This window comes from Mesorhizobium sp. M0139 (assembly GCF_040322455.1).
Taxonomy (GTDB): Bacteria; Pseudomonadota; Alphaproteobacteria; order Rhizobiales; family Rhizobiaceae; genus Mesorhizobium.
Map to the genome: position 1 here is coordinate 16,307 of NZ_JAMYTN010000007.1, position 24,365 is coordinate 40,671.

The 24,365-nt window shown below is 63.5% G+C and carries 21 protein-coding genes; 8 read left to right on the forward strand and 13 right to left on the reverse strand.

All coding sequences use genetic code 11. The annotated features are described in order from the left end of the window. The first annotated feature begins 3 nt into the window (after window positions 1–3). Window positions 4–1,008 (forward strand): asparaginase, encoded by a 1,005-nt coding sequence (locus tag NKJ58_RS13385; RefSeq protein WP_023754817.1) that lies wholly within the window; start codon window positions 4–6, stop codon window positions 1,006–1,008. On the opposite strand, the gene NKJ58_RS13390 is transcribed toward NKJ58_RS13385, so the two are convergent. Further along, window positions 1,001–2,356 (reverse strand): TIGR03808 family TAT-translocated repetitive protein, encoded by a 1,356-nt coding sequence (locus tag NKJ58_RS13390; protein WP_023816476.1) that lies wholly within the window; start codon window positions 2,354–2,356, stop codon window positions 1,001–1,003. The two genes, NKJ58_RS13385 and NKJ58_RS13390, sit on opposite strands and share 8 nt — an antisense overlap. Before the next feature lie 139 nt (window positions 2,357–2,495). On the opposite strand from NKJ58_RS13390, the gene greA reads away from it, so the two are divergent. Beyond that, window positions 2,496–2,969: a transcription elongation factor GreA gene (greA, locus tag NKJ58_RS13395; protein WP_023670749.1), complete on the forward strand. Its 474-nt coding sequence runs from the start codon at window positions 2,496–2,498 to the stop codon at window positions 2,967–2,969. 311 nt (window positions 2,970–3,280) lie between these two features. Here the strand turns inward: greA and scpA are convergent, their stop codons facing one another. Continuing rightward, window positions 3,281–5,401, reverse strand: coding sequence for a methylmalonyl-CoA mutase (gene scpA, locus NKJ58_RS13400; RefSeq protein ID WP_352853288.1), 2,121 nt, complete (start codon window positions 5,399–5,401; stop codon window positions 3,281–3,283). Further along, on the reverse strand, window positions 5,398–6,840 hold the full coding sequence (locus NKJ58_RS13405; RefSeq protein WP_352853290.1) for a methylmalonyl-CoA mutase subunit beta: 1,443 nt from the start codon (window positions 6,838–6,840) through the stop codon (window positions 5,398–5,400). The genes scpA and NKJ58_RS13405 overlap by 4 nt, the downstream gene beginning before the upstream one ends. A gap of 348 nt (window positions 6,841–7,188) precedes the next feature. Here NKJ58_RS13405 and NKJ58_RS13410 point away from each other — a divergent pair, with 348 nt between their 5' ends. After that, the gene (locus NKJ58_RS13410; protein WP_352853292.1) at window positions 7,189–8,739 is read left to right on the forward strand and encodes a helicase HerA-like C-terminal domain-containing protein; all 1,551 of its coding nucleotides are present in this window, start codon (window positions 7,189–7,191) and stop codon (window positions 8,737–8,739) included. A gap of 70 nt (window positions 8,740–8,809) precedes the next feature. Next, on the forward strand, window positions 8,810–9,679 hold the full coding sequence (locus NKJ58_RS13415; protein WP_023705454.1) for an aldose 1-epimerase: 870 nt from the start codon (window positions 8,810–8,812) through the stop codon (window positions 9,677–9,679). A gap of 4 nt (window positions 9,680–9,683) precedes the next feature. Here NKJ58_RS13415 and NKJ58_RS13420 read toward each other — a convergent pair whose 3' ends face one another. The 9 genes from NKJ58_RS13420 to NKJ58_RS13460 all read right to left on the reverse strand — a co-directional run bounded on the left by NKJ58_RS13420 (window position 9,684) and on the right by NKJ58_RS13460 (window position 20,559). Continuing rightward, window positions 9,684–10,160, reverse strand: coding sequence for a DUF4189 domain-containing protein (locus NKJ58_RS13420; protein ID WP_023687219.1), 477 nt, complete (start codon window positions 10,158–10,160; stop codon window positions 9,684–9,686). Beyond that, window positions 10,157–10,852 (reverse strand): hypothetical protein, encoded by a 696-nt coding sequence (locus tag NKJ58_RS13425; protein WP_352853294.1) that lies wholly within the window; start codon window positions 10,850–10,852, stop codon window positions 10,157–10,159. The genes NKJ58_RS13420 and NKJ58_RS13425 overlap by 4 nt, the downstream gene beginning before the upstream one ends. 13 nt (window positions 10,853–10,865) lie before the next feature. Beyond that, a complete protein-coding gene (locus tag NKJ58_RS13430; protein ID WP_023684559.1) occupies window positions 10,866–11,441 on the reverse strand; it encodes an invasion associated locus B family protein in 576 nt (191 codons plus the stop codon). Between the two features lie 9 nt (window positions 11,442–11,450). Next, complete coding sequence (locus tag NKJ58_RS13435) at window positions 11,451–16,028, reverse strand: YadA-like family protein (protein WP_352638914.1); 4,578 nt, start codon at window positions 16,026–16,028, stop codon at window positions 11,451–11,453. 1 nt (window position 16,029) lies between these two features. Next, window positions 16,030–16,446: a hypothetical protein gene (locus tag NKJ58_RS13440; RefSeq protein ID WP_352853296.1), complete on the reverse strand. Its 417-nt coding sequence runs from the start codon at window positions 16,444–16,446 to the stop codon at window positions 16,030–16,032. Window positions 16,447–16,679: 233 nt separating this feature from the next. Further along, complete coding sequence (locus NKJ58_RS13445) at window positions 16,680–17,615, reverse strand: helix-turn-helix domain-containing protein (RefSeq protein ID WP_306413643.1); 936 nt, start codon at window positions 17,613–17,615, stop codon at window positions 16,680–16,682. Between the two features lie 806 nt (window positions 17,616–18,421). Beyond that, the gene (locus NKJ58_RS13450; protein ID WP_023684556.1) at window positions 18,422–18,622 is read right to left on the reverse strand and encodes a hypothetical protein; all 201 of its coding nucleotides are present in this window, start codon (window positions 18,620–18,622) and stop codon (window positions 18,422–18,424) included. Window positions 18,623–18,911: 289 nt separating this feature from the next. After that, window positions 18,912–19,721 (reverse strand): L,D-transpeptidase, encoded by an 810-nt coding sequence (locus tag NKJ58_RS13455; RefSeq protein WP_023684555.1) that lies wholly within the window; start codon window positions 19,719–19,721, stop codon window positions 18,912–18,914. A 175-nt stretch (window positions 19,722–19,896) separates the two neighbouring features. After that, a complete protein-coding gene (locus tag NKJ58_RS13460) occupies window positions 19,897–20,559 on the reverse strand; it encodes a haloacid dehalogenase type II (RefSeq protein WP_023684554.1) in 663 nt (220 codons plus the stop codon). A 167-nt stretch (window positions 20,560–20,726) separates the two neighbouring features. Between NKJ58_RS13460 and NKJ58_RS13465 the strand changes: the two genes are divergently transcribed. From NKJ58_RS13465 to NKJ58_RS13480, 4 genes are all read left to right on the forward strand, one after another. Beyond that, the gene (locus NKJ58_RS13465) at window positions 20,727–21,605 is read left to right on the forward strand and encodes a branched-chain amino acid aminotransferase (RefSeq protein WP_023673688.1); all 879 of its coding nucleotides are present in this window, start codon (window positions 20,727–20,729) and stop codon (window positions 21,603–21,605) included. A 105-nt stretch (window positions 21,606–21,710) separates the two neighbouring features. Then, window positions 21,711–22,313, forward strand: a complete 603-nt coding sequence (locus tag NKJ58_RS13470) for a superoxide dismutase (protein WP_023673687.1) — start codon at window positions 21,711–21,713, stop codon at window positions 22,311–22,313. A gap of 159 nt (window positions 22,314–22,472) precedes the next feature. Continuing rightward, window positions 22,473–22,910 carry a c-type cytochrome gene (locus NKJ58_RS13475; protein ID WP_023684552.1) on the forward strand — a complete coding sequence of 146 codons (438 nt, stop codon included), beginning with the start codon at window positions 22,473–22,475 and terminating at the stop codon, window positions 22,908–22,910. A gap of 9 nt (window positions 22,911–22,919) precedes the next feature. After that, window positions 22,920–23,870, forward strand: coding sequence for a cytochrome c (locus NKJ58_RS13480; protein WP_023684551.1), 951 nt, complete (start codon window positions 22,920–22,922; stop codon window positions 23,868–23,870). Between the two features lie 20 nt (window positions 23,871–23,890). On the opposite strand, the gene NKJ58_RS13485 is transcribed toward NKJ58_RS13480, so the two are convergent. Further along, window positions 23,891–24,280 carry an SET domain-containing protein gene (locus NKJ58_RS13485; protein ID WP_023673684.1) on the reverse strand — a complete coding sequence of 130 codons (390 nt, stop codon included), beginning with the start codon at window positions 24,278–24,280 and terminating at the stop codon, window positions 23,891–23,893. Window positions 24,281–24,365 lie beyond the last annotated feature (85 nt).

Consider the following 24,365-nt stretch of genomic DNA (forward strand, 5'->3'; position numbering starts at 1 on the left):
GTGATGACAAATCCGGTTCTGGTCGAAGTCTTGCGCGGCGCGATCGTCGAGAGCGCCCATCGCGGCGCTGTCGCAATCTTTGACGGTGACGGCAAGCCTGTCCTGGAGATCGGCGATACGGCGCGGCCGGTGTTTCCGCGCTCGGCGGTCAAGGCGATCCAGGCGCTGCCGCTGGTCGAAACGGGTGCCGCCGATGCCTATGGCTTCGGCGACCGCGAACTGGCGCTGGCCTGCGCTTCACATTCAGGCGAACCCGCGCATGTCGAACTGGCGCAGGCGATGCTGGCCAAGGCCGACCTCGACAAGTCGGCGCTGGAATGCGGCGCGCATTGGCCGTCGAGCCACGACGCGACGATCGCACTGGCCCGCACAGGCGTCTCGCCGAACGCACTGCACAACAATTGCTCGGGCAAGCATTCCGGATTTCTCTGCACCTGCGTGCACTCAGGGATTGCCCACCAAGGCTACGTCAAGGCAGGCCATGGTTTGCAGGAGATGGTGCGCGACGCCATGCAGGCGGTGACCGGCGCTGCCCACGATGCGGATCACCGGGCAACCGATGGCTGCTCGATCCCCACCTATGCCGTGCCGCTGAAAAGTTTTGCCCTTGGCTTTGCCCGCATGGCTACGGGCAGGAGCTTTGGCCCTGAGCGTGCCAAGGCGGCCAAACGCCTGCTGTCTGCCTGCATGGCCGAGCCTTTCCTGGTCGCCGGCACCGGCAAGGCCGATGTGGCGCTGATGCAGGCCGCGCCCGGCCGCATCTTCGTCAAGACGGGCGCCGAAGGCGTCTATTGCGCTGCCGTTCCGGAGCTTGGCCTCGGCATCGCGCTGAAATGTGATGACGGCGCCGGCCGCGCCGCCGAGGTGATGATTGCTGCTGTGCTGGCAAAACTTCTCAGCGCCGACGGCGCACTGGCGGCGAACCTTCTGGAGCGGGCCAATCCGCCGATCGAAAGCCGCATCGGCGCCAAGGTCGGCTCGCTGCGGCCGACGACGACGCTCAGCTGACCCTGTTTCGCTCGACCGTCAGGTGCGCATAGCCGCTATCGCTCGACCGCGCGAGGTCGCCGGTCGCCCGTTCGGCCCAGCGCTGGCCGATGATGGCGCCGTTCTCGGCGCCGTCGATGACGTTGTCGGAGATGATGGCGTTCCCAGCGCCCTCGACCACAGTGACGGCGATGCCGGTTCCGGCCTGACGAATGATGTTTCCCGTCGCCACAACATTGCGCATATAGGCGCCCCAGCCGATCTGCATGCCGTAGAGCGGCGCGTTCTCGATGACATTGCCCGAGACGGTGGTGTCGGCCTCGACGCTGATACCGACGCCGAAGCCCGGCGCGTCGGCGGGGTAGGGGCCGGTGGTCGAGAGGTTGCGCACGATGTTGTTCGAGCAGACACCCATACGGCCGCCCTCGTTGAAATTGACGATCGAGATGCCGTTAGCGGCACCATCGACGATGTTGTTGCCGATGATGGCGCCTTCGAAGGAGAATTCGGAATAGAGCGCGGTTTCGCCCGACCGCGAGCAGGTGTTCCCGGTCATCTGCAGATTGCTTGAACTGTTGGCGCGGATCGCCGAGAAGGCGCAGTCCGAGACGATGTTGCCGGTGACGGAGACATTGCCGGCACGGAATGCGTTGATGCCATTGCCGTTCTGCCCGGTGCCGCCGCTGCGCGCGCCGATCCGCTGCACGCGGTTGCCGCTGACGATCGTGCCGTCCTCGGCCTGCTGCCAGCGATGGACAAGAATGCCGCCATTGCCGCAGTCGGATACGGCATTATCGGATATCGCCAGGCCAGCGGCCTCGACGGAGTAGATGCCGGCGTCCGCAGCCCCCGAAATCTCGGAGCGCTCGACGCGGCCCGACGCATGCTCCAGCGCCAGCCCATGCTTGCAGCTGCCGGTGATCGTGCAATTGTCGATGACGAGATGGGCGACGCGGCGCAGGTCGAGCAGGCCTTGCGCATCGTCGGCCAACCCGCCGTTGGCGCCGTCGAAGACCAATGCGGTGAACTCTATATGCTCGGCCTGTTCGGCCGTCAGCAAATGGCCATTGCCGCCATAGAGGATGCGCGAGGCGCCCGGCACGCCCGAAAGCCTGACGCGGGCGGGCAGGGTCAGGTTGGACACGACATAGGTGCCCGGCGGCAGGAACACCGGCGCATTGCGCTGGCTTGCCTCGGCTAGCATCGTGGCGAAGGCCTTGCTCTGGTCGTCCGGTGCGTCCGGCTCCACGCCAAGCTCGGCGGCATTGATCGAGCCAAGCGCTGCCGTCTTCGCCAAGGCGTTGTCCAGCGAAACGCCGAGCACCGCAAAGCCGACAGTCCCCTTGAGAAGCGTTCGTCTGTTCAACATCGGCACAGATCCCTGCGATGAAATGGTTCTTCGCAGGAATTGGGCCAGCCGCATAGGTCTCCGCTCGGCGATAGTCCGACCAATGACCGGGTCCGCCAAGTGGCTTGTACAGTCGCCGAAGCGGGCCTAAGTTTATCCGATGAGCAGGGCTTTCACCCGCGAGGAAGACAGCGAAAACGCCATTGCCGGCATCGGCGAGCGGCCGATCAGCCAACACCGCAATCTGGTGACGGAGCGCGGCCTGGCGATGATCGAGGACAATCTGGCCGATCTGCGCGACATTTTGGCGAAAGCCGAGCGAAAAGCCGATCGCGAGCGCATTGCCGTCGTCTCGCGCGACCTGCGCTACTGGACAGCGCGCCGCGAAAGCGCCGAGCTTTCCGTGCCGGAACCGGGCAGCGACCAGGTGCGCTTCGGCATGGGTGTCACGCTGGAAAGCGATGACGGCAAGAAAGTGCACTGGAAGATCGTCGGCGAGGACGAGGCCGACCCCTCAAAGGGCAGCATCTCACACGTCTCGCCAATGGCCGTGGCGCTGTTCGGCAAGAAGGTCGGCGACGTCGCAAGCGTCAACGGCAAGGAATGGGAAATTGTCAAGCTGTCGGACGCCTGACGCCAGCTCACCCTATTTGCACAGCCAGCTTTCGCAACGCGGGCTCATACTTGTCCATGACATCGCGAGCAGCACGTATTTGCCGTTCGACGTCGTCACACGGCACCGGCCTTAGGATGATGCCGTCGTGGTTTCGATGATCTGGAGTTCATCGCCCACTTGCAGGCTCAAGCTGTCGAGCGTTTCCCGCGGCAGGATTACAACGCCCGATCCGTCCTCAAGTCCGTGAATGATGGTGTTTGTTCATAGCTATACCATAGGTTGCGCCCGATATTGTAACGCAACTGCGATAAGCAGTGCAACTGTTTCAATCAGCTCGCCAGCAGGCGGTCCAGCAACCGATCCGCAGCCTCCGGAATAACCGTGCCTGGCGGGAAGATCTCCGCGGCGCCAGCTTCCAGCACCGCGTCATAGTCCTGCGGCGGGATGACGCCGCCGGCGACGATCAGCATGTCGCTGCGGCCGAGCTTCTTCAGCGCGTCGCGTAGTTCGGGGATCAGTGTCAGGTGCCCCGCCGCCAGCGACGAGGCGCCTATGACATGGACGTCCTGCGCCACCGCCAGCCCGGCGATCTCCTCGGGTGTCTGGAACATCGCGCCGACCGTGACGTCGAAGCCGAGATCGGCGAAGGCCGTGGCGATCACCTTCTGGCCACGGTCGTGGCCGTCCTGTCCCATCTTTGCGACCAGGATGCGCGGCTTGCCGCCGGACTTCTTCTCGAAAGCTTCGAGCTTCTCCAGCAATCGGTCGACCGTCAGATTGTCGCCAAGCGCATTGCGATAAACGCCGGAGATCGTTTGCACCGAGGCGACGTGACGGCCAAAGACCTTTTCGAGCGCCAGCGAGATCTCGCCGACCGTGGCATTGGCGCGCGCGGCGCGGATGGCAAATTCCAGCAGGTTTTCGTTACCCTGCGCAGCGCGGGTCAGCGCCTCGAGCGCGCTCTCGACCGCGCCGACATTGCGCGTGCCTTTCAGGTTCTGCAGCTTCGACAATTGCCGGGCCTTGACCTCGGCATTGTCGATCTTCAGCACGTCGACGTCGATGTCGTTCTCGGGGCGATGCGCGTTTACGCCAACCAGTATCTGCTCGCCGGAATCGATACGCGCCTGCGTGCGCGCCGCCGCTTCCTCGATGCGCAGTTTTGGAATGCCCTGTTCCGTTGCCGCCGCCATGCCGCCAAGCGCCTCGACCTCTTCGATATGGGCGAGCGCACGCGCCGCCAGATCATGCGTCAGCCGTTCAATATAGGCCGAGCCGCCCCACGGATCGATGATGCGGGTGGTGCCGGATTCCTTCTGCAGGATCAACTGCGTGTTGCGGGCGATGCGCGCCGAGTGGTCGGTCGGCAGCGCCATCGCCTCATCGAAGGAGTTGGTGTGCAGCGACTGGGTATGTCCCTGCGTCGCCGCCATCGCCTCGATCATGGTGCGGGTGATGTTGTTGTAGGGGTCCTGCGCCGTCAGCGACCAGCCGGAGGTCTGGCAATGGGTGCGCAGCGACAGCGAGCGTTCGTCGTTCGGTGCAAAATTCTTCTGCATCAGGGTCGCCCACAACAGGCGCGCCGCGCGGAGCTTGGCGATCTCCATGAAGAAGTTCATGCCGATCGCCCAGAAGAAGGAAAGCCGCGGGGCGAAACGGTCGATGTCGAGCCCGGCGGCGACGCCGGCGCGGGCATATTCGATGCCGTCGGCGATGGTGTAGGCGAGTTCCAGGTCCGCGGTCGCGCCGGCCTCCTGCATGTGATAGCCGGAGATCGAGATCGAATTGAACTTCGGCATGTGCTGGGAGGTATAGGAGAAGATGTCAGACACGATCCGCATCGAGGGCTTCGGCGGATAGATGTAGGTGTTGCGGACCATGAACTCCTTCAGAATGTCGTTCTGAATGGTGCCGGCGAGATCCTTCTGAGCAACGCCCTGTTCTTCGGCCGCGACGATATAGAGCGCCATGATCGGCAGCACCGCGCCGTTCATGGTCATCGACACCGTCATCTCGCCCAGCGGGATGCCGTCGAACAATTGCCGCATGTCGAGGATGGAATCGATGGCCACGCCCGCCATGCCGACATCGCCGGCAACGCGCGGATGGTCGCTGTCATAGCCGCGATGGGTGGGCAGATCGAAAGCGACCGAAAGGCCCTTTTGGCCGGCGGCGAGATTGCGCCGGTAGAAGGCGTTGGATTCCTCGGCCGTCGAGAAGCCGGCATATTGCCGGATCGTCCACGGCTGCTGGACATACATGGTCGGGTAGGGACCGCGCACGAAGGGCGGCATTCCCGGATAGGTGTCGAGATGCGGCAGCCCCTTGAGATCGCCTTGGCTGTAGAGATGCTTGACGGCGATGCCTTCCGGCGTCAGCCGCTGGCCCTTGACCTCGACCGGCGCGCGCCGTGGCGCCGACCAGCCAATGTGGCTGAAATCCGGGATCACTGTGCGGCTCCGATTGCCTGGTCGATGCGGACGGGAAACAGCGCCTCGCACACCGCCACGCCCTCTGTGAAAGGCGGCCGCCGCTCAGCCGCCAGCGTCTCGACCGGGGCATCGTTTTTCAGCGGGTAAAGCGTGGTGCCGATGATTGCCCGTTCACCACTCCGATAAGCCTCGGCGCGGCGCTCGGATGCTGCCTTCACGCGCTTCTGGATATGCCCTTGCTGCAGGCTTGCCAGAACGCCGCCTTCCGCTTCGATCCGCTGGAACTCTTCCCACGCCGCTTCGCACAGGCCCAGGGTCAGCGCCTCGACTGCGCCCGACCCAAATGCTGGGTCGGCGACATGGTCGATATGGCTTTCATTGGCCATGATCAACTGCGCACTGCGGGCGATGCGGCGGGCAAAGCCGGCCGGCAGCCCGTGGGCGATGGTGTGTGGCAGGGTGGAGATCGATTCCGCGCCGCCTGCTGCCGCTGCAAAGCTGGCGATGGTGGTGCGCAGGATGTTGGTTTCGGCATCCGCCGCCGTCATCATGCGGAACGACGTCTCGGCATGGATGTTGGCTGTCGATTCCGGGATGGAACAGGTTTCCTGGATACGTGCCCACAGCCTGCGCAACGCCCGGACCTTGGCCATGGACAGGAACTGGTCCTGGTCGACGCTCAGCGCAAAGCCGATATGGGGAGCGGCATAGACAAGCGGCTGGCGCGCATCCTCGAACATCCTGAGGTAGGACACGGCGGAAGCGAGCATGGTGCCGAGTTCCTGCGCCTCCGTGGCGCCGGCATTGTGGAACACCCGCCCGTCTGCCTCCAGCAGCACACCCGGCACGCCCAGCGAGAAGAAATGCGCCAGCGATTGCGGCATCGATGCCTGCAACGCCTCGATCGACATGCGAAGCCGGCCGGTTCCGGCAAAGATTGCCGCCGGGTCGATGCCGAAGGAGAGGTTCAGCTTTGCCGGGTCGGAGCGGCGCTTGCTCAGGAACGCCACCAGCCAGTCGGCGACGGCACGGCTCCAGGGATGGGCGTCGATGCGGATCTGCGTGCGGTTGAGCGGTACGCCGTCCAGCACCGTCTCCAGCGCCTGCGCCGTCCTCGGCAGGCCATAGCCGAACGCATTCGGAGCACCTTCGAAGACAAGCGACAATCCCGTCGCGCCTTGTGCCACATCGTCCAGGGCCTGCGCCTTGGCGCGGCCGATATCGGGATCGTCAATGCGCTGGCTGACGATCCAGGGCAATTTGGGGTTGGCGCGCACAAGCGGCTCGGCGCCGCCGGCGCGATCGTAGAGCGGTTCGATGCGAATCTGATCGTCGGTATGCGAGACCAGTTTTTCCTCGAAGGAGGCGCCGGCGAGCGCCTTTTCGGCCAAGGCCAGCCAACGCTGGCGCTCGACGTCAGCGGGTTCGACACTCCTGGTCAAGGCTCCGGCGCCCATCCATGCTCCTCGTTTTTATGCGGCCGCACCAACCTCAGCGGTCCAGTCTACGGTTCCCTGCCCGATATCGCAATGCAATGCGCCTGCGACGGCTGGATTCGATGTCCTGGATATAGGGCAGCCTACGTGGACGAACCATGAACGATTGCCAAACAGCGGCAAAATCCGCAAGTTCCAAAAACCGATTTGGAGGATTGTTCAATTTAGACGATTGGCCCAATCTGGATGAATAGCCAACTGGATGGATAGCCCAATTGGAGAATAGCATTGTCGCTGCGCAATGGCCTGACTATACCCTGCGGCAAGGCCACAGGCTTTTAACACATCAGTTTGCGGAGACATGGCCATATGGCTGACGACACCAGCATTTTCCTCGGCGCCAGCCGCAAGCCCGACGACAGCTATCAGCGCGCCGAACAGCTCTTGCTGCAATATGGGAACCGCCATGGCCTGATCACCGGCGCCACCGGCACCGGCAAGACGGTTAGCCTGCAGATCCTGGCCGAGGGGTTTTCCAATGCCGGCGTGCCTGTGTTCTGCGCCGATATCAAGGGCGACCTGTCTGGCATCGCCATGATGGGCAAGGCGCAGGATTTCCTGGTCAAGCGGGCCGAGCAGGTCAAGCTCGATCCCTATGACTTCCAGGAATTCCCGGTCATCTTCTGGGACCTGTTCGGCGAGCAGGGCCATCCGATCCGCGCCACCGTCTCGGAAATGGGGCCGCTGCTTCTGTCGCGGCTGATGAACCTCTCCGAAGCGCAGGAAGGCATCATGAACATCGCCTTCCGCATCGCCGATGAGGATGGCCTGCTGCTGCTCGACATGAAGGATCTGCAGGCGCTGCTGGCCAACATCGCCGAGCGCGCCGACGAGATCAGCTCGCGCTACGGCAATGTCACCAAGCCGTCGGTCGGCGCAATCCAGCGCACGCTTCTGGTGCTGGAACAGCAGGGCGCGGCGCATTTCTTCGGCGAACCGGCTTTGCGCATCGCCGACATCATGCGCACCACCCGCGACGGCCGCGGCGCCATCAGCGTGCTCGCTGCCGACAGGCTGATGATGAACCCCAGGCTCTACGCCACCTTCCTGCTCTGGCTGATGTCGGAACTGTTCGAGGAATTGCCCGAGGTCGGCGATCCCGACAGGCCGAAGCTGGTGTTCTTCTTCGACGAGGCGCATCTGCTTTTCGACGAGGCGCCGAAGGTGCTGATCGACCGCGTCGAGCAGGTGGTTCGCTTGATCCGCTCCAAGGGCGTCGGCGTCTATTTCGTCACGCAGAACCCCTTGGATATCCCTGAAAAGGTTCTCGCCCAGCTCGGCAACCGTGTGCAGCACGCGCTGCGCGCCTATACGCCGCGTGAGCAGCAGGCGGTCAAGACCGCCGCCGACACCTTCCGGCCCAATCCCGATTTCGACTGCGCCACCGCCATCACCCAGCTCGGCACCGGCGAGGCGCTGGTCTCGACGCTGGAGGTCAAGGGCGTGCCGTCCATGGTGCAGCGGACATTGATCCGGCCGCCATCGTCCAGGCTTGGCCCGATCACGGCGGACGAGCGCCGCAAGCTGATCGACCAGAGCCCGGTCGCGGGCCAGTACGACCAGACCATCGACCGCGAATCGGCCTTCGAGATGCTGCAGAAGAAAGCCATGGGCGCGCAGGAGGCGGAAGAACAGGCACAGCCGGCCGACAGCGGGCGCTCGCGCTGGACCATTCCGGGCTTCGGCAATGACGATCCGCCGCCGCAGCAATCAGGCGGTCGCCGGGCCCCTGCGCCAAGGCCGTCCAACCGCCAGACGGTGGCCGAAGCCGCGATCAAGGCTGTCGTGCGTTCGGTCGGCTCGTCGGTCGGCCGCGCGATCGTGCGCGGGATTCTGGGCAGCCTGTCCAGGGGGCGGTGAAAAGTGTCAGCCAGCCCGCCTCGGACATGATCAGCGGCCAAAATATCGCTATTGACGGCGGTTGGTAGGGATGGCCGGCCTCCTGGAACTGCGCGACGACCGCGCCCGTCTGGTCCTGGCGCCGCAAAAGGGCGCAGCGATCGCCCGCTTCGACGCACTGGTCTGCGGCGCAACGGTGCCGCTGCTCCGCCCCGACGATGGCACCGGCGCCTCCGGCTGCCAGCTTCTGGTTCCCTGGTCGAACCGCATCTCAGGCGGCGGTTTCGCCTTCGACGGCCGCTTCCATGCGATCGAGCCGAACGTGCCGGGGGAGGCCTTTCCAATCCATGGCGACGGCTTCCAGAGGGAGTGGCGGATTGCCAGCCACAGCGCCACCGAGGCAGAACTGGTCCTCGACGCCGGTGAAATCGGCCCCTACCGATATACGGCGCGGGTCGCCTATGCGCTGCATGACGGGGCCTTGGATGCCACGCTCACGGTGGAGAATCGCACCGGCATTCGCCTGCCTTACGGGCTCGGCTTTCATCCGTGGTTCCCGCGCAGCGCCGGAACGACGCTCGAGGCGAAGGCGGCGCGGGTCTGGCTGGAGGACAAGCATCATCTGCCGGTCGGCGTGGCGCCGGTGGCCGATTACCCCGCGTGGAATTTCTCGAACGCCTCCCTGTTGCCGCGAAGCTGGGTCAACAACGCCTTCGACGGCTGGGACCGCCGCGCCAGGATCACCCGGCCCGAGGACAGGATCGCCATCTCGCTCACCGCCTCGCCATTGCTCGACGTCTTCATCCTCTATTCGCCGTCGCAGGATGCCGATTTCTTCTGCTTCGAGCCGGTGTCGCATACCGTCGATGCGCATCACGGCAAAGGGCTGACCCCGCTTGAGCACGGCGCTACGCTGAGTGCAAACATGCGCCTCGATTGGCGTTCCGCTGCTTCGCTCTGATGCGTCATGTGCACACCCACTCGCGGATCTTGCATTTTTGTCCGTTCCGCTCGCACGCCTGCAGTGTCAGGTCTTCGGCATCCCGGCGTGTTTGCGCCGTCTCGGCGCCCCAACTGGTCAGCCGCCCTTCCGGCTTCTCGCCTACGGCGAGGGCGCCGCAATGCTTGTAGGGAAAGCCGGTATTGTCGTCATCGTCCCAATGGCGATGATTGCGGAATACGCTGACCACGGCGCAGCTGCCGCCGCCGGCGTTCTGGCAATGCTTCAGCGCGATGTCCATCGCCTCCTGCCGCTTGTCGGCGCCCCAAAAGAAGCCGTGCTTCTCGTCGGGGCTCGAATAGGCGATCGCCGCCCAGATGCCTCTCTCCTCCTGGGCCGGCGGCTCGGGCACGTCCGCCGCCGGGGCTAGGTCCGCCGCGCCCAGCCGCCCGGCGCAAAGCAACAGCATGCCGATCGCCGCAATGGCGGAATTCACCCTCATTGTACGCCTCCTTGTTTACCTGCTGCCGAGGCCACGGAAATGACGACGCAGCTGTTGCCGGTTGGCAGCAGCATCGCGTTGCCCCCTCCATTGGCGAGTTCGTAGACGCTGATTTGTCCAAGATTGTTGGCAAGCTTGCTGTCTTTCGGAAGCAGGGCCGGAACATCGGCGCAATTGGCCGCGATTGGCGCCACCCTGACCATCGTACCTTCGCAAACGGATGCCGTGGGTGCCGCGAACACCAGGCCTGCCGCCGGGCCGCTGTAGCCCTGTGTGGCGTAGTTCATGCCGACCAGGGCTTCCACGAGGTGTTTGTCGGGGGCCTCGTTGTTCCAGATCGACTGGACGCTGTACGTCGTGCCGGTTGTCAGCATCTGCCCAAGGGCCGGGAAAATGTTGGAACAAGACTGCAAGCCTGCCTCTTTGGCGTGTTGCAGAAATGGCGTCTCGGCCAGGGCCGGATTGGGCTGGTTGGTCTCCGCGACCGCCGGCTGCGGCAATAAATTGTGGAGCAGGCCGTAGCGCATGGCCGCGAAGCCGGCCGTGGCGACGACGGCAATGGCGAGCAACGAGAAGACAGCGGTCTTCGCCCGGTTTCGTTGCGGTCTGCTCCGGTCTTCGATGCCGACCCGGACAGCACCCTTTCCCTGGTTGCGGGCCATTATCCGGTCATGGATCGATTGCTGGTTCATCGCGATTGCCTCGTCAATTGATCGCCGCAACGGCCGCGGCCAAGCCCTTGAGGGTCGCGGTTACGTTGATCGTCCTGCCATCCGTGGTCGGGAAGGAGATGACGGATGCCGCGGCCTTCGAAATCTGTTCGCGCATGATCGGACCAACCGGCAGCATGCCGACGCAGACGGCCTGATTGCATCCGTCGAGTTGAATTTTTATCGGCTCCTTGCGCCCCTCGAATGTCAGCGAGACAGGAGCGTCGCTCTTGGCGATCGGCGGGGCGCGCAAGATCATGTAGGGGTTGCCTTCCTTGGTGGCGGCAAGCGACCAGCTGAACGCAACCTGTCCTGCCTGGTCCTCGATGATCTGGGTGACATTGCAGACCTTTTGGCGCGCCTTCAGGTTCTCGTCGCAGATCAGCGTCCAGTTCTCGAACGGACGGGTGGTCCGTTGATATTCGCCAAGCTTCGCATCCGCAGGGATCGCTACGTCGGAAGGTTTTACCCTGTAGTCGGAAGGGATCGCTTCCTGCCCGGCCGCTAACGAGCCGGACAGGAGCATTGACGTCATGGATATCGCGACAGCAAGGACTGCCTGCCTGATCATGGCCGGGCTCTAGTTCAGCGTAAGGCTGACGCCCGCGCCGACGCCCCAGTGCCCGCCTGCCGTTGTGCCGGACAGGTTCGCTCGAACACGTCCCTCCTCGCTCGTGTAGCCGGCGCCGAAGGCCAGGGCGCCTTCACCGCGCCAATAGCCTCCGCCGGCGGCCACGCTCAGCTTGCCGGGACGATCGTCGTAGCGCAGCGAGCCGGCCGCCAAGCCGATTGCCGCAGCCTGGCGCGCCTCGCCCCTGACCTCTCCCATGTCCATGTTGAGCTGGCTGAGTTTGGAGTCCGCATACGCATTGGCTTGCTGCAGCGTGGTGGCCGCCACCTGGTTGGTGTAGTTCTTCGAATTGTCCAGGTTGAGTGCTAACCCGCTGTTGAACTGCTGAACATTGACCGCATCGGTGTTGGCGACGCCCGGCCCGACATTGTGGATGACCACCGGCGTGTTCGGGTCGCCGCCGGCAAGGGTAATCGAGTTGGACTTGTTGCCGTTCCCGTCCTTGTCGTACTGGACGGCGAACTGATTCAGGTCGCCGACGCTACCCTGCATGGCTTCGACCGCCTGGTTGGTGGCGAAGAGCTGGCTGCCGTTGATGGCATCGGTGGAGGTGCCGCTGATCCGGCCCGCCGCGACATTGGTGACGGTGCGCTCGTTGCCGACGGTGCCGACGCTGACCGTGCTCGTCGGAGCTGTTCCGGCGAAGGTATAGGCAACGCCGTTGATCGTGGTGCCGGTGGTGGCGACCGCCGCCGCCGTCGTCGAGCCCGCGCCGAGCGCGACGCTGCCCGGCTCGTTGGCCTTTGCGCCGGCGCCGAGCGCCACGGCCTGCGCTCCGTTGGTGGTTGCGTTGGTGCCGAGGGCGATGCTGTCGGCCTGGTTGACCGTCGAATTCTGGCCGATCGCGATGCCTCCCGGCGCCGTCTGCTGCACGATGGCGCCATTGCCGATGCCGATGCCGTTGTCGCCATTGACGGTGGTGCGCGGACCGACCGCAACCGAATCGACGCCGACCGCAAGCGAATCCGCGGCCGTCGAATTGGCGTGGAAGTACAGGCTCCCCGTCACCGCGAACGAGCTCAGCGCGCCCTTCAACTGGCGAAGCGTGACCGCGTCCTGGTCCTGCGTGCCGTCGGCCACGTTGATGATCTGGCGATAGGAGGTGGAGGTGCCGACCGAGACGGCGCCGAGCAGGCTCATGTCCGCGGTGTTGTAGGGAATGAGGCCGGTGCCGGAGAGGATCGATCCCGAGACGGGCGCGACCGCCCGGTCCGAAACCGAGCCGGCGCCGAGCGCCACGCCGCCGATGACGCTGGCCTGGGTGTCGCGGCCGAGCGCCAGCGCATTGTCGGCGCTCGCGGTCGCCTGGTAGCCGAGGGCGGACGAGCCGATCCCTTGCGCGAAGGAGTCCGCGACGGCGAGCGTCCGGTCGTTGGTGCGCACATAGCGTATGCCGTCGCCATTGGCGTCGGTGTAGGCCAGCGAGGTGTCGCCGGTAATGTTGCTGATCGAATTGCCGAGATTGGTGATGTCAGCCGTGTTGGCGGCAATGTCGGTCGTGTTCTGCGTCACCTGCTGGTTGGTCGCAAACAGCTGCGAACCATTGACCGCGTCGGTCGAGGAGCCGCTCAACTGCCCGGCCGCGACATTCTGGATCTGGCGTTCCGCGCCCACCGAGCCGACCGAAAACGCTCCCGCCGGCGTGGTTCCGGCGAAGGTGTAGGCAACGCCGCCGATCGTGGTGCCGCCGACCGCCGTCGTCACGGTCGACACCGCATTCGCGCCGATCGCCACGTCGCCGGCATTGTTGGCCACGGCATTCGGGCCGATGGCAACGGAATCCGTCCCCAGCGCCTGCGAATCCGCCAGCGTCGAATTGGCGTGGAAATACTTGATGCCGCCGCCGGTGCTGATGCTGTTGATCGTGTTGCCGAGATTGGTGATGTCGGCGGTGTTGGCGGCGATCGCCGTGGTGTTCTGCGTCACCTGCTGGTTGGTGGCGAAGAGCTGCGAGCCGTTGATCGCGTCGGTCGACGAATTGCTGAGCCGCCCCGCCGCGACATTGGTGATGGTCCGCTCCGCGCCGACCGTGCCGATGCTGACGGTGCTCGCCGGCGTCGTGCCGGCGAAGTTGTAGGCGACGCCGCCGATCGTCGTGCCGGCGGTGCCGACCGCCGCTGCGGTCACCGAGCCCGAACCCAGCGCCACGTCACCTACGTTGCTGGCAGCAGAGCCGGCGCCCAGCGCGATCGCGTTCTGGGCGGCGGCATTCGCGCCTACGCCGAGAGCGGTTGCCTGAAAGCCGGTCGCAAACGCGTTCTGTCCGATCGCGGTGCTGGACGTGGCAGTAGCATTGGCGTTGGCGCCGACCGCGGTGCTGTATTGGCCCGAAGCCTTGGATATGTATCCCATAGCCGTTGCGTCAAGCGCCGATGCGACGGCGCCGCTGCCAATGGCCGAGGCGTTGGCATTGGAGGCGCTCGAATTGACACCCGCCGCGATGGCGTTCGTCCCCGTCGCGGTGGAGACCGGTCCGATGGCGACGGAGTCCGTGCCCGTTGCCGACGAATCCGCCGCCGTCGAGTTGGCATGGAAATACTTGATGCCGCCGCCGGTGCTGATGCTGTTGATCGTGTTGCCGAGATTGGTGATGTCGGCGGTGTTGGCGGCGATCGCCGCCGTGTTCTGCGTCACCTGCTGGTTGGTCGCAAACAGCTGCGAGCCGTTGATCGCGTCGGTCGACGAGTTGCTGAGCCGGCCCGCCGCGACATTGGTGATGGTCCGCTCCGCGCCGAGCGCGCCGACGCTGACAGTGCTCGTCGGCGTCGTGCCGGCGAAGCTGTAGGCCGTGCCGCCGATCGTCGCGCCGCTGGTGCCGACCGCCGTCGCGGTCACCGAGCCCGAACCGAGCGCTACGTCGCCGGAGCTTGCCGTCGCCGTCGCGCCGTTGCCCAGCGCGACATTGCCGGCAAGGCCGGCTGCACCCGCCGTCGAGCCATTGCCCAGCGCCACGGAGCCTTGCCCGACGGCCTTGTTGTTGTTGCCGATGGCAACCGCGCCTGCGGCCTGGTTTGCGGCTGTGGCGGTTGCCGTGCCGTCGCTGTTGGCGATGTTGTTGGCGCCGCCGGTGAAGGCGCCGGTGCCGCTGGCATAGCTCGGATCGCCGATGGAGACCGCGCCGTTGCCGTAAGCCGTGTTGCCGGCGCCAATGGCGACAGCCTTGCCGCCCGTGGCCGTCGCGGCCGTGCCGATGGCAACCGCGTCGGCGGAATTGGCGACCGCAGCATTACCGATCGCCACGGCGTTGGTGGCACTGGCCTTGGAGCCGATGCCGAGCGCGGTGCTGGCAATCCCGCTAGCGGCGGCGCTGACACCGGCGGCAAGAGAATTGTCTCCCGTCGCATTCGCGCCGGACCCGAATGAGGAGGCGTTCGCGCCGCTGGCGACAGCCGTGTTGCCGATCGCTGTGCTGGCGGAGCCACTCGCAACCGAGGTAGCACCCATCGCCGTGGCGAAAGCGCCCGAAGAGAGCGAATTGGTACCGATCGCGATGCTGTTGGGCACAGCCGTGTTGGCCTGAACGCCCGCCTGCGCGCCCGTGCCGAATGCGATGGACTGGTTGCCCCATGCACTGGCTCCTCTACCCACCGCTGCGGCGTTCGTTCCCGTTGCTTTGGTCAGGACGCCAATGGCAAGGGCGTTTTGCTGATTTGCTGTGACATCCGTGCCAAGGGCGATGGCGCCTTGGGCCAAGGCCCCTGACCCCGCAACGGTGCGCGCGCCGATATTGATAGAGTTGATATCGGACGCGACCGACTGGAAGCCTATCGCGATGGCGTTTTGACTGCCTGCATTGGCGTTGGTACCTTGGGCAAGGGAATCGATTCCGCTCTGGGTTGCTTGATATCCAAGCGCCATACCGCGCAGGCCACTAGCACTGGACTGATAGCCCATGGCGTATGCGTATTGGGCGCTGGCTACCGACCCGTAGCCAGTGGCGAACGCATAATTGTTGCTGGCCGTGGCGCCGACACCGACCGCGGTGGAGTTCGATCCCGAAGCGTGGGAGTTTGTGCCCAGTGCGCTGGCCCCGGCCGCAGTGGCGTCGGACTGAACGCCAATGGCTACCGTATTGATGTTGTTTGAAATCGCGCCGCCGCCGATCGCCACCGCGCCGCCGGTGCCTGTGGCCTGCGCATCCTGGCCGATCGCCACTGCGTATTGCGTTGACCCGACAGACCGGGTCCCGATCGCAACAGCATTGAGCTGAGAGGCCGTCGCGGCCGGGCCGATAGCGACTGAGCCACTGGCCGTCGCGGTGCCGCCGCCGGCGGCATACTGCGCGGACGCCGGGGTGGCGATGCTCCCGAATGCGATTGCACCCAGCGCCGCTGCCGCAATTCTGCCGCTGCCCAGCGTGCCAAGCCCCAGACATTTGCGTCGCATGCCGAGCACGCGGCACGCGTTGCGCAGCACCGCCATCAGGCGGCGCCGCACCGAGCGGCTGTCGGCCGCGCCCGCGATCCAGTTTCCGACAAAGCTTGAAGAAAGTTCGATCCTTCTCCGCCCCTCGACGCGTTTGGTCATGCTAGTTTTTCCTCGCAATTGCCGAGGCGCTCTGATGTGCCGCACCATTCGCCTCGGTGGCCAAAAAATCTTCGAAATTGCGCGTCTTCTCCCGCAACGAGAGACCGACCTTCGCGCCTTGTTTTTCAATCAGCTGATAGGCGCTCGCGACCCATGGCTGCGTCGGTTCTGGAACCGCATGCAGTGCAGCCTCCGTCCGTTCCGGCGGCAGGTTTACCGCCACCAGCGCGCGGCAGAGATCGAAATGAAATCCCGGATCGCCTTCACCACAAGCCGGAGAGGTCAGTCCAAGCACGAAACAGGCCAGGAGATGGTCGAGTTCAGCGCTGATCCGGCTGGCGTATTGGCGTTGCAGTGCAGCCCAGGCCGCTTCGGCCTTAGGCGCGAAGACCTCGATTTCCGCGAATTGAATGTCCATGGGACAATCCGACATGCTGTATCATCTGGTTGCTCCCCCGCCCCAAATGACTTCAATCGCGACCATGAGCACATTCGCGGTGCAGGTATTTTGGAATAATCCGGAATCTTTGTAGGAAAATCCGGTATTTGGTCCCTGCGCGACAACTGTGACTGCTCTGCCACACAACCTTCGACTATACTGAAGATCAATCGAGGTATCGCCGCGGACAATCATGCGCGCCGCAACAGTCGTTAACGTTGCAGCTTCACCTGCCTGGGGGTTCTGTTCCGGTATCTGGACATGGTGACTGTCAAGTGGCTCTGGTCCGAGAATCCACTGAGATGAGCGACTTCCGCAATCGACAGGTCGCTCTCGATGAGAAGTTTTTCGGCGAAATCGAGACGCAGCCGCAGCAGGTATTTGTGCGGCGGCTCGCCAAAGGTCTTGGTGAATGCCAGGATGAAATGGCTCGGCGAAAGGCCACAGAGTGCGGCCAACTCGGCCACCGCGATTTTGCTGGAAAAATTTACCTCCAGGAATTCGCGCACCCGCCGGGCGCTGCGGTTCGACAGACCGCCCTTTGGGGCTTGTGGCAACTTTCGCGCTCCTGCGTAGTTCCGAAGCAAATGGACGCCGAACATGGTGACCAACGAATCGATATAGAACTCGTTTGGAGTTTCCCGATCCGTCAGTTCCGCCTTCAGCAACTGCGCGAGTTGCAGCGCTTGGAAGTCGACGGTCCCGTACGGCGGCGGCTGAAGCTCGGCATGGCCGGTGTCGAATTCACGCGTTGCCAGCTCGAAGAGACTCTCGGGGGTGAGCGCCACGATTACGCTTTCCGTGGTGGATGACCGGGTCACCTTGCCGCCGAGGTCGGCTGGGACGATCATGATCATGCCGACGTCGCCGTCGTATTCGTGGACTTTGTCGCTGCCCAGCGATGCCGCAATCCCTGGTGAGGGTGTAAGCAGAACCGAAGCGAAATGTTCCGCCGCTTTGAATGTGTGTGATCCCGGCCCATGAACGACATGAGCCGCGCCGCCTCGAAACGTGACCAGGTAGCGCCCCGCGCTTTCCGGAATTCCGTCGAAGATGCGACGATCCGCGCGCCGCCGCTCTGTCCCGGCGCTTTCCTGGACGTTGCCTCTATGTTGCATCTTCGTCTCTGCCACTGCTGCGCCGATCAATCCAATCCTGTGCTGTATCGAGGCGCCCAGAATTCACGTTTGCTCCTGGACGTTCCTTCGAATCCTACAGATGCTGCTTTATATTGCAAAGAAGAATTTGAGCTCAAATGAAAATTTTACCAGGATTTTGACTATAAATTTACAGGTTTGAATTTTTAGCCAAGGCTACCTGACTATTTTCCGATCTTATCTTACCATTTTGCCTAGTTATTGTGCATAGTGTGCCGTCGCAATCCAGCGTTGTATTCCGAATATAGATCGCGCGGCCATTGACAGAGCTGGTCGACTATCTGTCATTGCCACGGACGATCCGGCAGCAGTTATCGCCCGAATCATGGCTTCTTTCCCTTGTGCTTCTTCATGGCGGTGGCCAAATGGCCTTGATCCGAAAATCCCGCGAGGTAGGCGACTTCGGCGATGGCGACCCTCCGGGAGCGATCCAGGGCTGCGGACAGAGCATATCCCGCTCCCCCGCATGGTTGCTCTTCTGGGATTGGCATTTTCGGGGATTGTGTCGATGCGTGCCGATCGACCCGATCGGCGCTTGCGCTGCGTTCCTGAACCTCGCCCGCATTTTTCACTCAGCCTTGCCTCAGCCGCTTTGCCAGCGCATCGAAATTCCGTGCCGTGCAACAGCCAACCCGGAAATCCGGACGGTAATTTGTATCCCCCATAGTCCTGCCCAAAGGCAGCGTAGCGCATCCCGCGGATAGAAAAAACATTGTAAGTGAAGAAAAAAGTTCGCGCGAGAAAAACATGGCCTGGCTTGGCCGGCGCTACCGAACTATCCGGCTCACGCAGGCCTGCTAAAGATCGCCTCGGCGTTTCTCGTACAGATCCCAGGACAGCTCGACCATGGCCAGAAGAACGTCTTCCTGGCTCCACCCGGCGGCAACCGCCGCCTCGACAATTCCGCGGACGAGCGGCAGCAATTGGCGCTCGCATTCGGCCGACAGGTTGGCCTCGGCGCCGTCGGCAGGCGGACTATCGAAATCAAATCCCACCATCGGCGTTCCCCCGCCATCAATGATCTAATGAAATGTATGTCTCTGCAATCATACTCCCGTCTAATATACATCAATCGGAAACGAAACACAGCAGCGTCGAGATTGACAGGGCATGGCCGCCCCGATTGCAGCGGCTCCATGGTTTGTCTGGACGTCTTTTTTGGCCTCCTGTTGCCGGCATTGCATATCTTGGATGCGAACCCCAGGCATTCGCGTGAAGCTATCGGGATCCTGACGAGCTTTGCCGCATGGAGCGGAACCTGCCGCTTCATGGCATAGATGAAGTCGATCAGGTCACCGGGCCGAGCAGGACCGAGCCATCCGGCACCCCGCCATCGATCGGGATGGCTCTGCGGTTTCCGCTCGCCGCCATCGGCTGGCCTATGTCGGACGTCACGATGACCGGGCTCTTCGACGGCACGCGGTCGTAGAGGTCGATGATGTCCTGATTTATCAGGCGCACGCAGCCTGACGAGACGGATTTGCCGATCGAGTTCCATTCCGGCGAGCCATGCAGGCGGTAGAGCGTGTCGACGTTGTCGTGGAACAGGTAGAGCGCGCGGGCGCCGAGCGGGTTCTTGAGGCCGCCGGGCATGCCGCCGTTCTTGGCGCTGTATTCTTCCAGTTCAGGCTGGCGGGCGACCATCTCATCGGGCGGCGTCCATTTCGGCCATTTCTGCTTCCACTGGACGACGGCGTCTCCCGACCATTCGAAGCCGGCGCGACCGAGGCCGACGCCGTAACGGATCGCTTGGCCGCCTTCGCGCACCAGATAGAGGAAATGGTTGGTCGTATCGACGATGATGGTGCCTGGCCGCTGGCCGGTCGGATCGGGAACAATCTGGCGTAGGAACTGCGGGTCCATCTTCTTGATCGGGATCGCTGGGAGCTCGAACCCGCTGTCGGAAATCGGGCCGTACATCGTCGCATAGTCGCCGAGCGGCGGCTCGTCATAGGTCGGCGGTGGCGGTTCGACCGGCGCCGGTGCCGGTCCGGTGGTGGTGCAGGCGGAGACCGCAATCGAGGCGGCACCAAGGGCTGCGGCATTCAGAAAGCCGCGACGGCTCAGGCGATAGGGGTCGATTTCGGTCTTCAACATGGTTGCCTTTTTTAAGTCTCGAATCGCAAGAAAGCGTGAATGCCTTCAAGCGGCGCAGTGGTCGGCCTCTCCCAATGCCTGACGCGATAGGCGGTTCCGATTCTGGCCTGAGGGTGGACAAACAAAGGCGAAGCTGTGACCGCTCTGCCACTGTTGCTCGAAGGCAACAGAGTGATCAGCCGCCGGTCAGCAGGCCGTCAAGCGACGGCAGGATCAGCGCCGGCGGGAAATCCCGGTATTCCTCGGGCTGGTTGGCGCGGTTGATCCACACGGTGCGAAAGCCGAATTTGGTGGCGCCGGCGATGTCCCAGCGGTTGGACGACTGGAACGAGACGGCGCCCGGATAGAGCCGCCAGCCCGTCGCCACCATGTCGTAGGTCGACGGGTCGGTCTTGAAGCGCCTGACGGCGTCGACCGAAAAGATATCGTCCAGCACCTGGTCGAGGGCGGCCGACTTGACCGCCGCTTCCAGCATCTCGGGCGAGCCGTTGGACAGGATTGCGAGCTTGGCGCCGGACGCTTTCAGCGCCTTGAGCACGGCCGGCACTTCCGGATAGCAGTCGAGCCGCCAATAGGCTTCGAGCAGCTTGGCCTTCAGTCCCTTGTCGGCGGAGGGAACCTTGCGCAGGGCGAAATCGAGCGCCTGTTCGGTGAGCTGCCAGAAATCGGCATAGCCGCCCATCAGCGTGCGCACCCAGGAATATTCCAGCTGCTTGGCGCGCCAGATTTCCGAAAGCAGCGGGCCGTCGGGGCCGATCTCGCCGTCGTGACGGCGCACGGCGGCGTGCACGTCGAACAACGTGCCATAGGCGTCGAAAACGTAAGCCGCGTAATGCATGGCGACAGTTTTGAGGGCAGGCGGCGCAAGGTGCAAGCATCGATTGTAGTCTTGATCGCTTTCTTGGGGCGCTCTGGCCTCAACAAAAACCGCTCCATGCCGGTTGACGGCGCCGGTCAAAGCATCTTCCAATGCTTGGCACAGGCAGCTTTGAAGCGGAACCGACAATGACACTGGCGACTGCGGCGCTATCGGCGACATGGACCTTCGTCGACGGCGACTGGTACGAAGGCAACGTCGCCATTCTGGGTCCGCGCAGCCACGCCATGTGGCTCGGCACCAGCGTCTTCGACGGCGCCCGCTGGTTCGAAGGCGTCGCCCCCGATCTCGAGCTGCATGCCGCTAGGGTGAACGCATCGGCGACCGCGCTCGGCCTCGCGCCGTCGATGAGCGCCGATGAGATTGTTGGACTGACCTGGGACGGGCTGAAGAAGTTCGACGGCAAGACAGCGGTCTACATCAGGCCGATGTACTGGGCCGAGCATGGCGGCTACATGGGCGTGCCGGCCGATCCGGCCTCGACCCGTTTCTGCCTCTGCCTCTACGAATCGCCGATGATCTCGCCGACCGGCTTTTCGATCACCGTGTCGCCGTTCCGGCGGCCGACCATCGAGACCATGCCGACCAATGCCAAGGCCGGCTGCCTCTATCCCAACAATGGCCGCGCCATCCTCGAAGCGAAGGGACGCGGCTTCGACAATGCGCTGGTGCTGGACATGCTGGGCAATGTCGCCGAGACCGGAACCTCGAACATCTTCCTGGTCAAGGACAGCCACGTGTTGACGCCGGCGCCCAACGGCACCTTCCTGTCCGGCATCACCCGCTCGCGCACCATGACGCTGCTTGGCGATTACGGCTTCAAGACCACGGAGAAGATGCTGTCGGTGCGCGACTTTCTTGAAGCCGATGAGATCTTTTCGACCGGAAATCATTCCAAGGTCGTGCCGATCACCCGCATCGAGGACCGCGATCTGCAGCCCGGGCCGGTGGCCAAGAAAGCGCGCGACCTTTATTGGGAATGGGCGCATTCGACTTCCGCCGGTTGAGCCGCTAAAAGGCAATTGGCGCTTCATTCCGGAGTTGTTCCAGATCAATGCAGCCCTATCTTAATCCGGTATCCGCACCGGATTTTTCCATGAGGAGTATGACCGATGGCTTTTGAATTGCCCGCCTTGCCCTACGACTACGAGGCCTTGCAGCCTTACATGTCGAAGGAGACGCTGGAGTATCACCACGACAAGCACCACAAGGCTTATGTCGACAACGGCAACAAGCTGGCCGCCGAAGCGGGCCTTGGCGATCTGTCGGTCGAAGAGGTGGTCAAACAGTCGTTCGGCAAGAATGCCGGCCTCTTCAACAACGCAGCCCAGCACTACAACCACATCCATTTCTGGAAGTGGATGAAGAAGGGCGGCGGCGGCAACAAGCTTCCGGGCGCCCTGCAGAAGGCTTTCGACGCCGACCTCGGCGGCTACGACAAGTTTAAGGCCGACTTCATCGCCGCCGGCACAACGCAGTTCGGCTCGGGCTGGGCCTGGGTCTCGGTGAAGGACGGCAAGCTGGCGATATCCAAGACGCCGAACGGCGAGAACCCGCTCGTCCATGGCGCATCGCCGATCCTCGGCGTCGATGTCTGGGAACATTCCTATTACATCGACTACCGCAACGCGCGGCCGAAATATCTGGAGGCCTTCGTCGACAGCCTCATCAACTGGGACCATGTCCTTGAAATGTACGAAGAGGCGAAAGCCTGATCGACCCAGAGAAGCCCCGGTACTCCGGGGCTTTTCTTTCTCAGCTGAAGCAGCAGGCACACAAAATTCGGCAGAATCCGGCCCGCGGACAGGGAATAATCCCGGCCCGCCCTCCGTTAACGTTAGGTCGCGACCCCTCATCATCCTGGAGCCAATTGAATGAGAAAGCTTGTTATCGCCATCTCTATGCTCAGCCTCGCCGCCTCGGCGGCTTTTGCCGACCCGATCCTCGACCGACAGGGACTGATGAAGGAACGAGGCAAGATCGTCGGCGGCCTGTCGAAGATCGCCAAGGGCGAAGCGGACTTCGATGCCGCCGCCGTGCTGACGGCGCTGCAGGCGCTGCAGGTCAACGCGGAAAAGTTCGATGTCGACACGCTGTTCCCGGCCGGCAGCGACAGCGGTGATACCACCGCCTCGCCCAAAATCTGGAAAGACATGGCGGGCTTCAAATCGACCGAAGACAAGTACCTCGCCGACGTCAAGGCCGCAGTCGCCGCCGCACCCGCCGATGTCGATGCGCTGAAGGCGCAGATCGATACGCTCGGCAGTGATTGCGGCACCTGCCACAAGACCTATCGGGTGAAGAAGAGCTGATCCCGGGCAATGCCCTTGTGGAAAAAATTTGTCGGCGTCGCCCTTGTCCTGGGCGTCGTCGGTGCGGGCGCCGGCTGGCTGTTGTCGGCGCCGGTCAAGCTCGACACTGGCACCCTGGCGCAGCTCGGCCCCGGCGACGCCGCCAGGGGCAAGCGCATTTTCAATGCCGGCGGCTGCACCTCCTGTCACGCCAAGCCGGGCTCGCAAGGCGACGCCCGTTTGCAACTGGTCGGCGGCCTCGAGCTCAAGACGCCGTTCGGCACCTTCGTGCCGCCCAACATCTCGCAGGATCCCAAGGACGGCATCGGCGCCTGGACGGTCGAGGACCTTGCCAACGCCATGCTGAAGGGCGTGTCGCCGTCGGGCGAGCATTTCTATCCGGCCTTTCCCTACGCGTCCTATGCCCGCATGAAGCCGGCTGATATTGCCGATCTCTATGCGTTCCTTAAGACGCTGCCGGCGGTCGCCGGCAAGGCGCCCGACAATTCCCTGACTTTCCCCTTCAACATCCGCCGCGGCCTCGGCCTGTGGAAGCGGCTCTATCTCAGCAAAGAGCCGGTGATTGCCTTTGCCGATGGCACGCCTGATCCGGTACTCGCCGGCCGCTATCTGGTCGAGGGGCCTGGCCATTGCGGCGAATGCCACACGCCGCGCGATGTCACCGGCGGCACCAGGAAGAGCCAGTGGCTGGCTGGCGCGGCGGCCGCCGAAGGCAGCGGCATCGTGCCGAACATCACATCGGGCGAAGGCGGGCTCGGTGACTGGTCGGAAGCCGACATCGCCAACTATCTCGAAACCGGTTTTACCCCTGATTTCGATTCGGTCGGCGGCGCCATGGTCGACGTGCAGCGCAACATGGCCGAACTGCCGCCGGAAGATCGCGCGGCAATAGCCGCCTATCTCAAGGCGGTGCCGCCGCATCCCAACGGCTACCCGGTGCGCAGCAAGCCGGCCAAGTGATCCCGGCTACAGGTGGCGATCTACAGGTGGCGATCGCCGAGGAAGTCGAAGCCCGTCTCGAAGAAATGGCTGTAATTGCAGGTCAGTTCCTCGCCGGGTGCGATGTCGCGCAAGGCATAGGTTTCCTCGGGCGAGGAGACATCGCAATTCGGTTCGTCGTCATGGTTCATGTAGCGGGCGTCGTCGGCTTCGAAGACGATGTAGTTCGGATCCCGGCGGTCTGGATAGGAATAACGGTCGAGATAGTTCTTCACCGGGCCGCTCTCGCCTTCATAGGTCTCGACGTCGATAATCCGGTCGAATCTGGGGTCGAGCTTCCAGACCAGCGTGCCCTTGGCAATGTGGTTCCTGGCGAAAACACCGATGCCCTGGATCGGTGATTTCTCGAGATAGGTGTCGACGAGCAACATAGTGGCCCCTTTGCGTATGTCATGGTCTGGAAGGTGGCGCGCATTGGGTAGCGCGCAGCCATTGCAAATGCGAGTGAAAATGAGC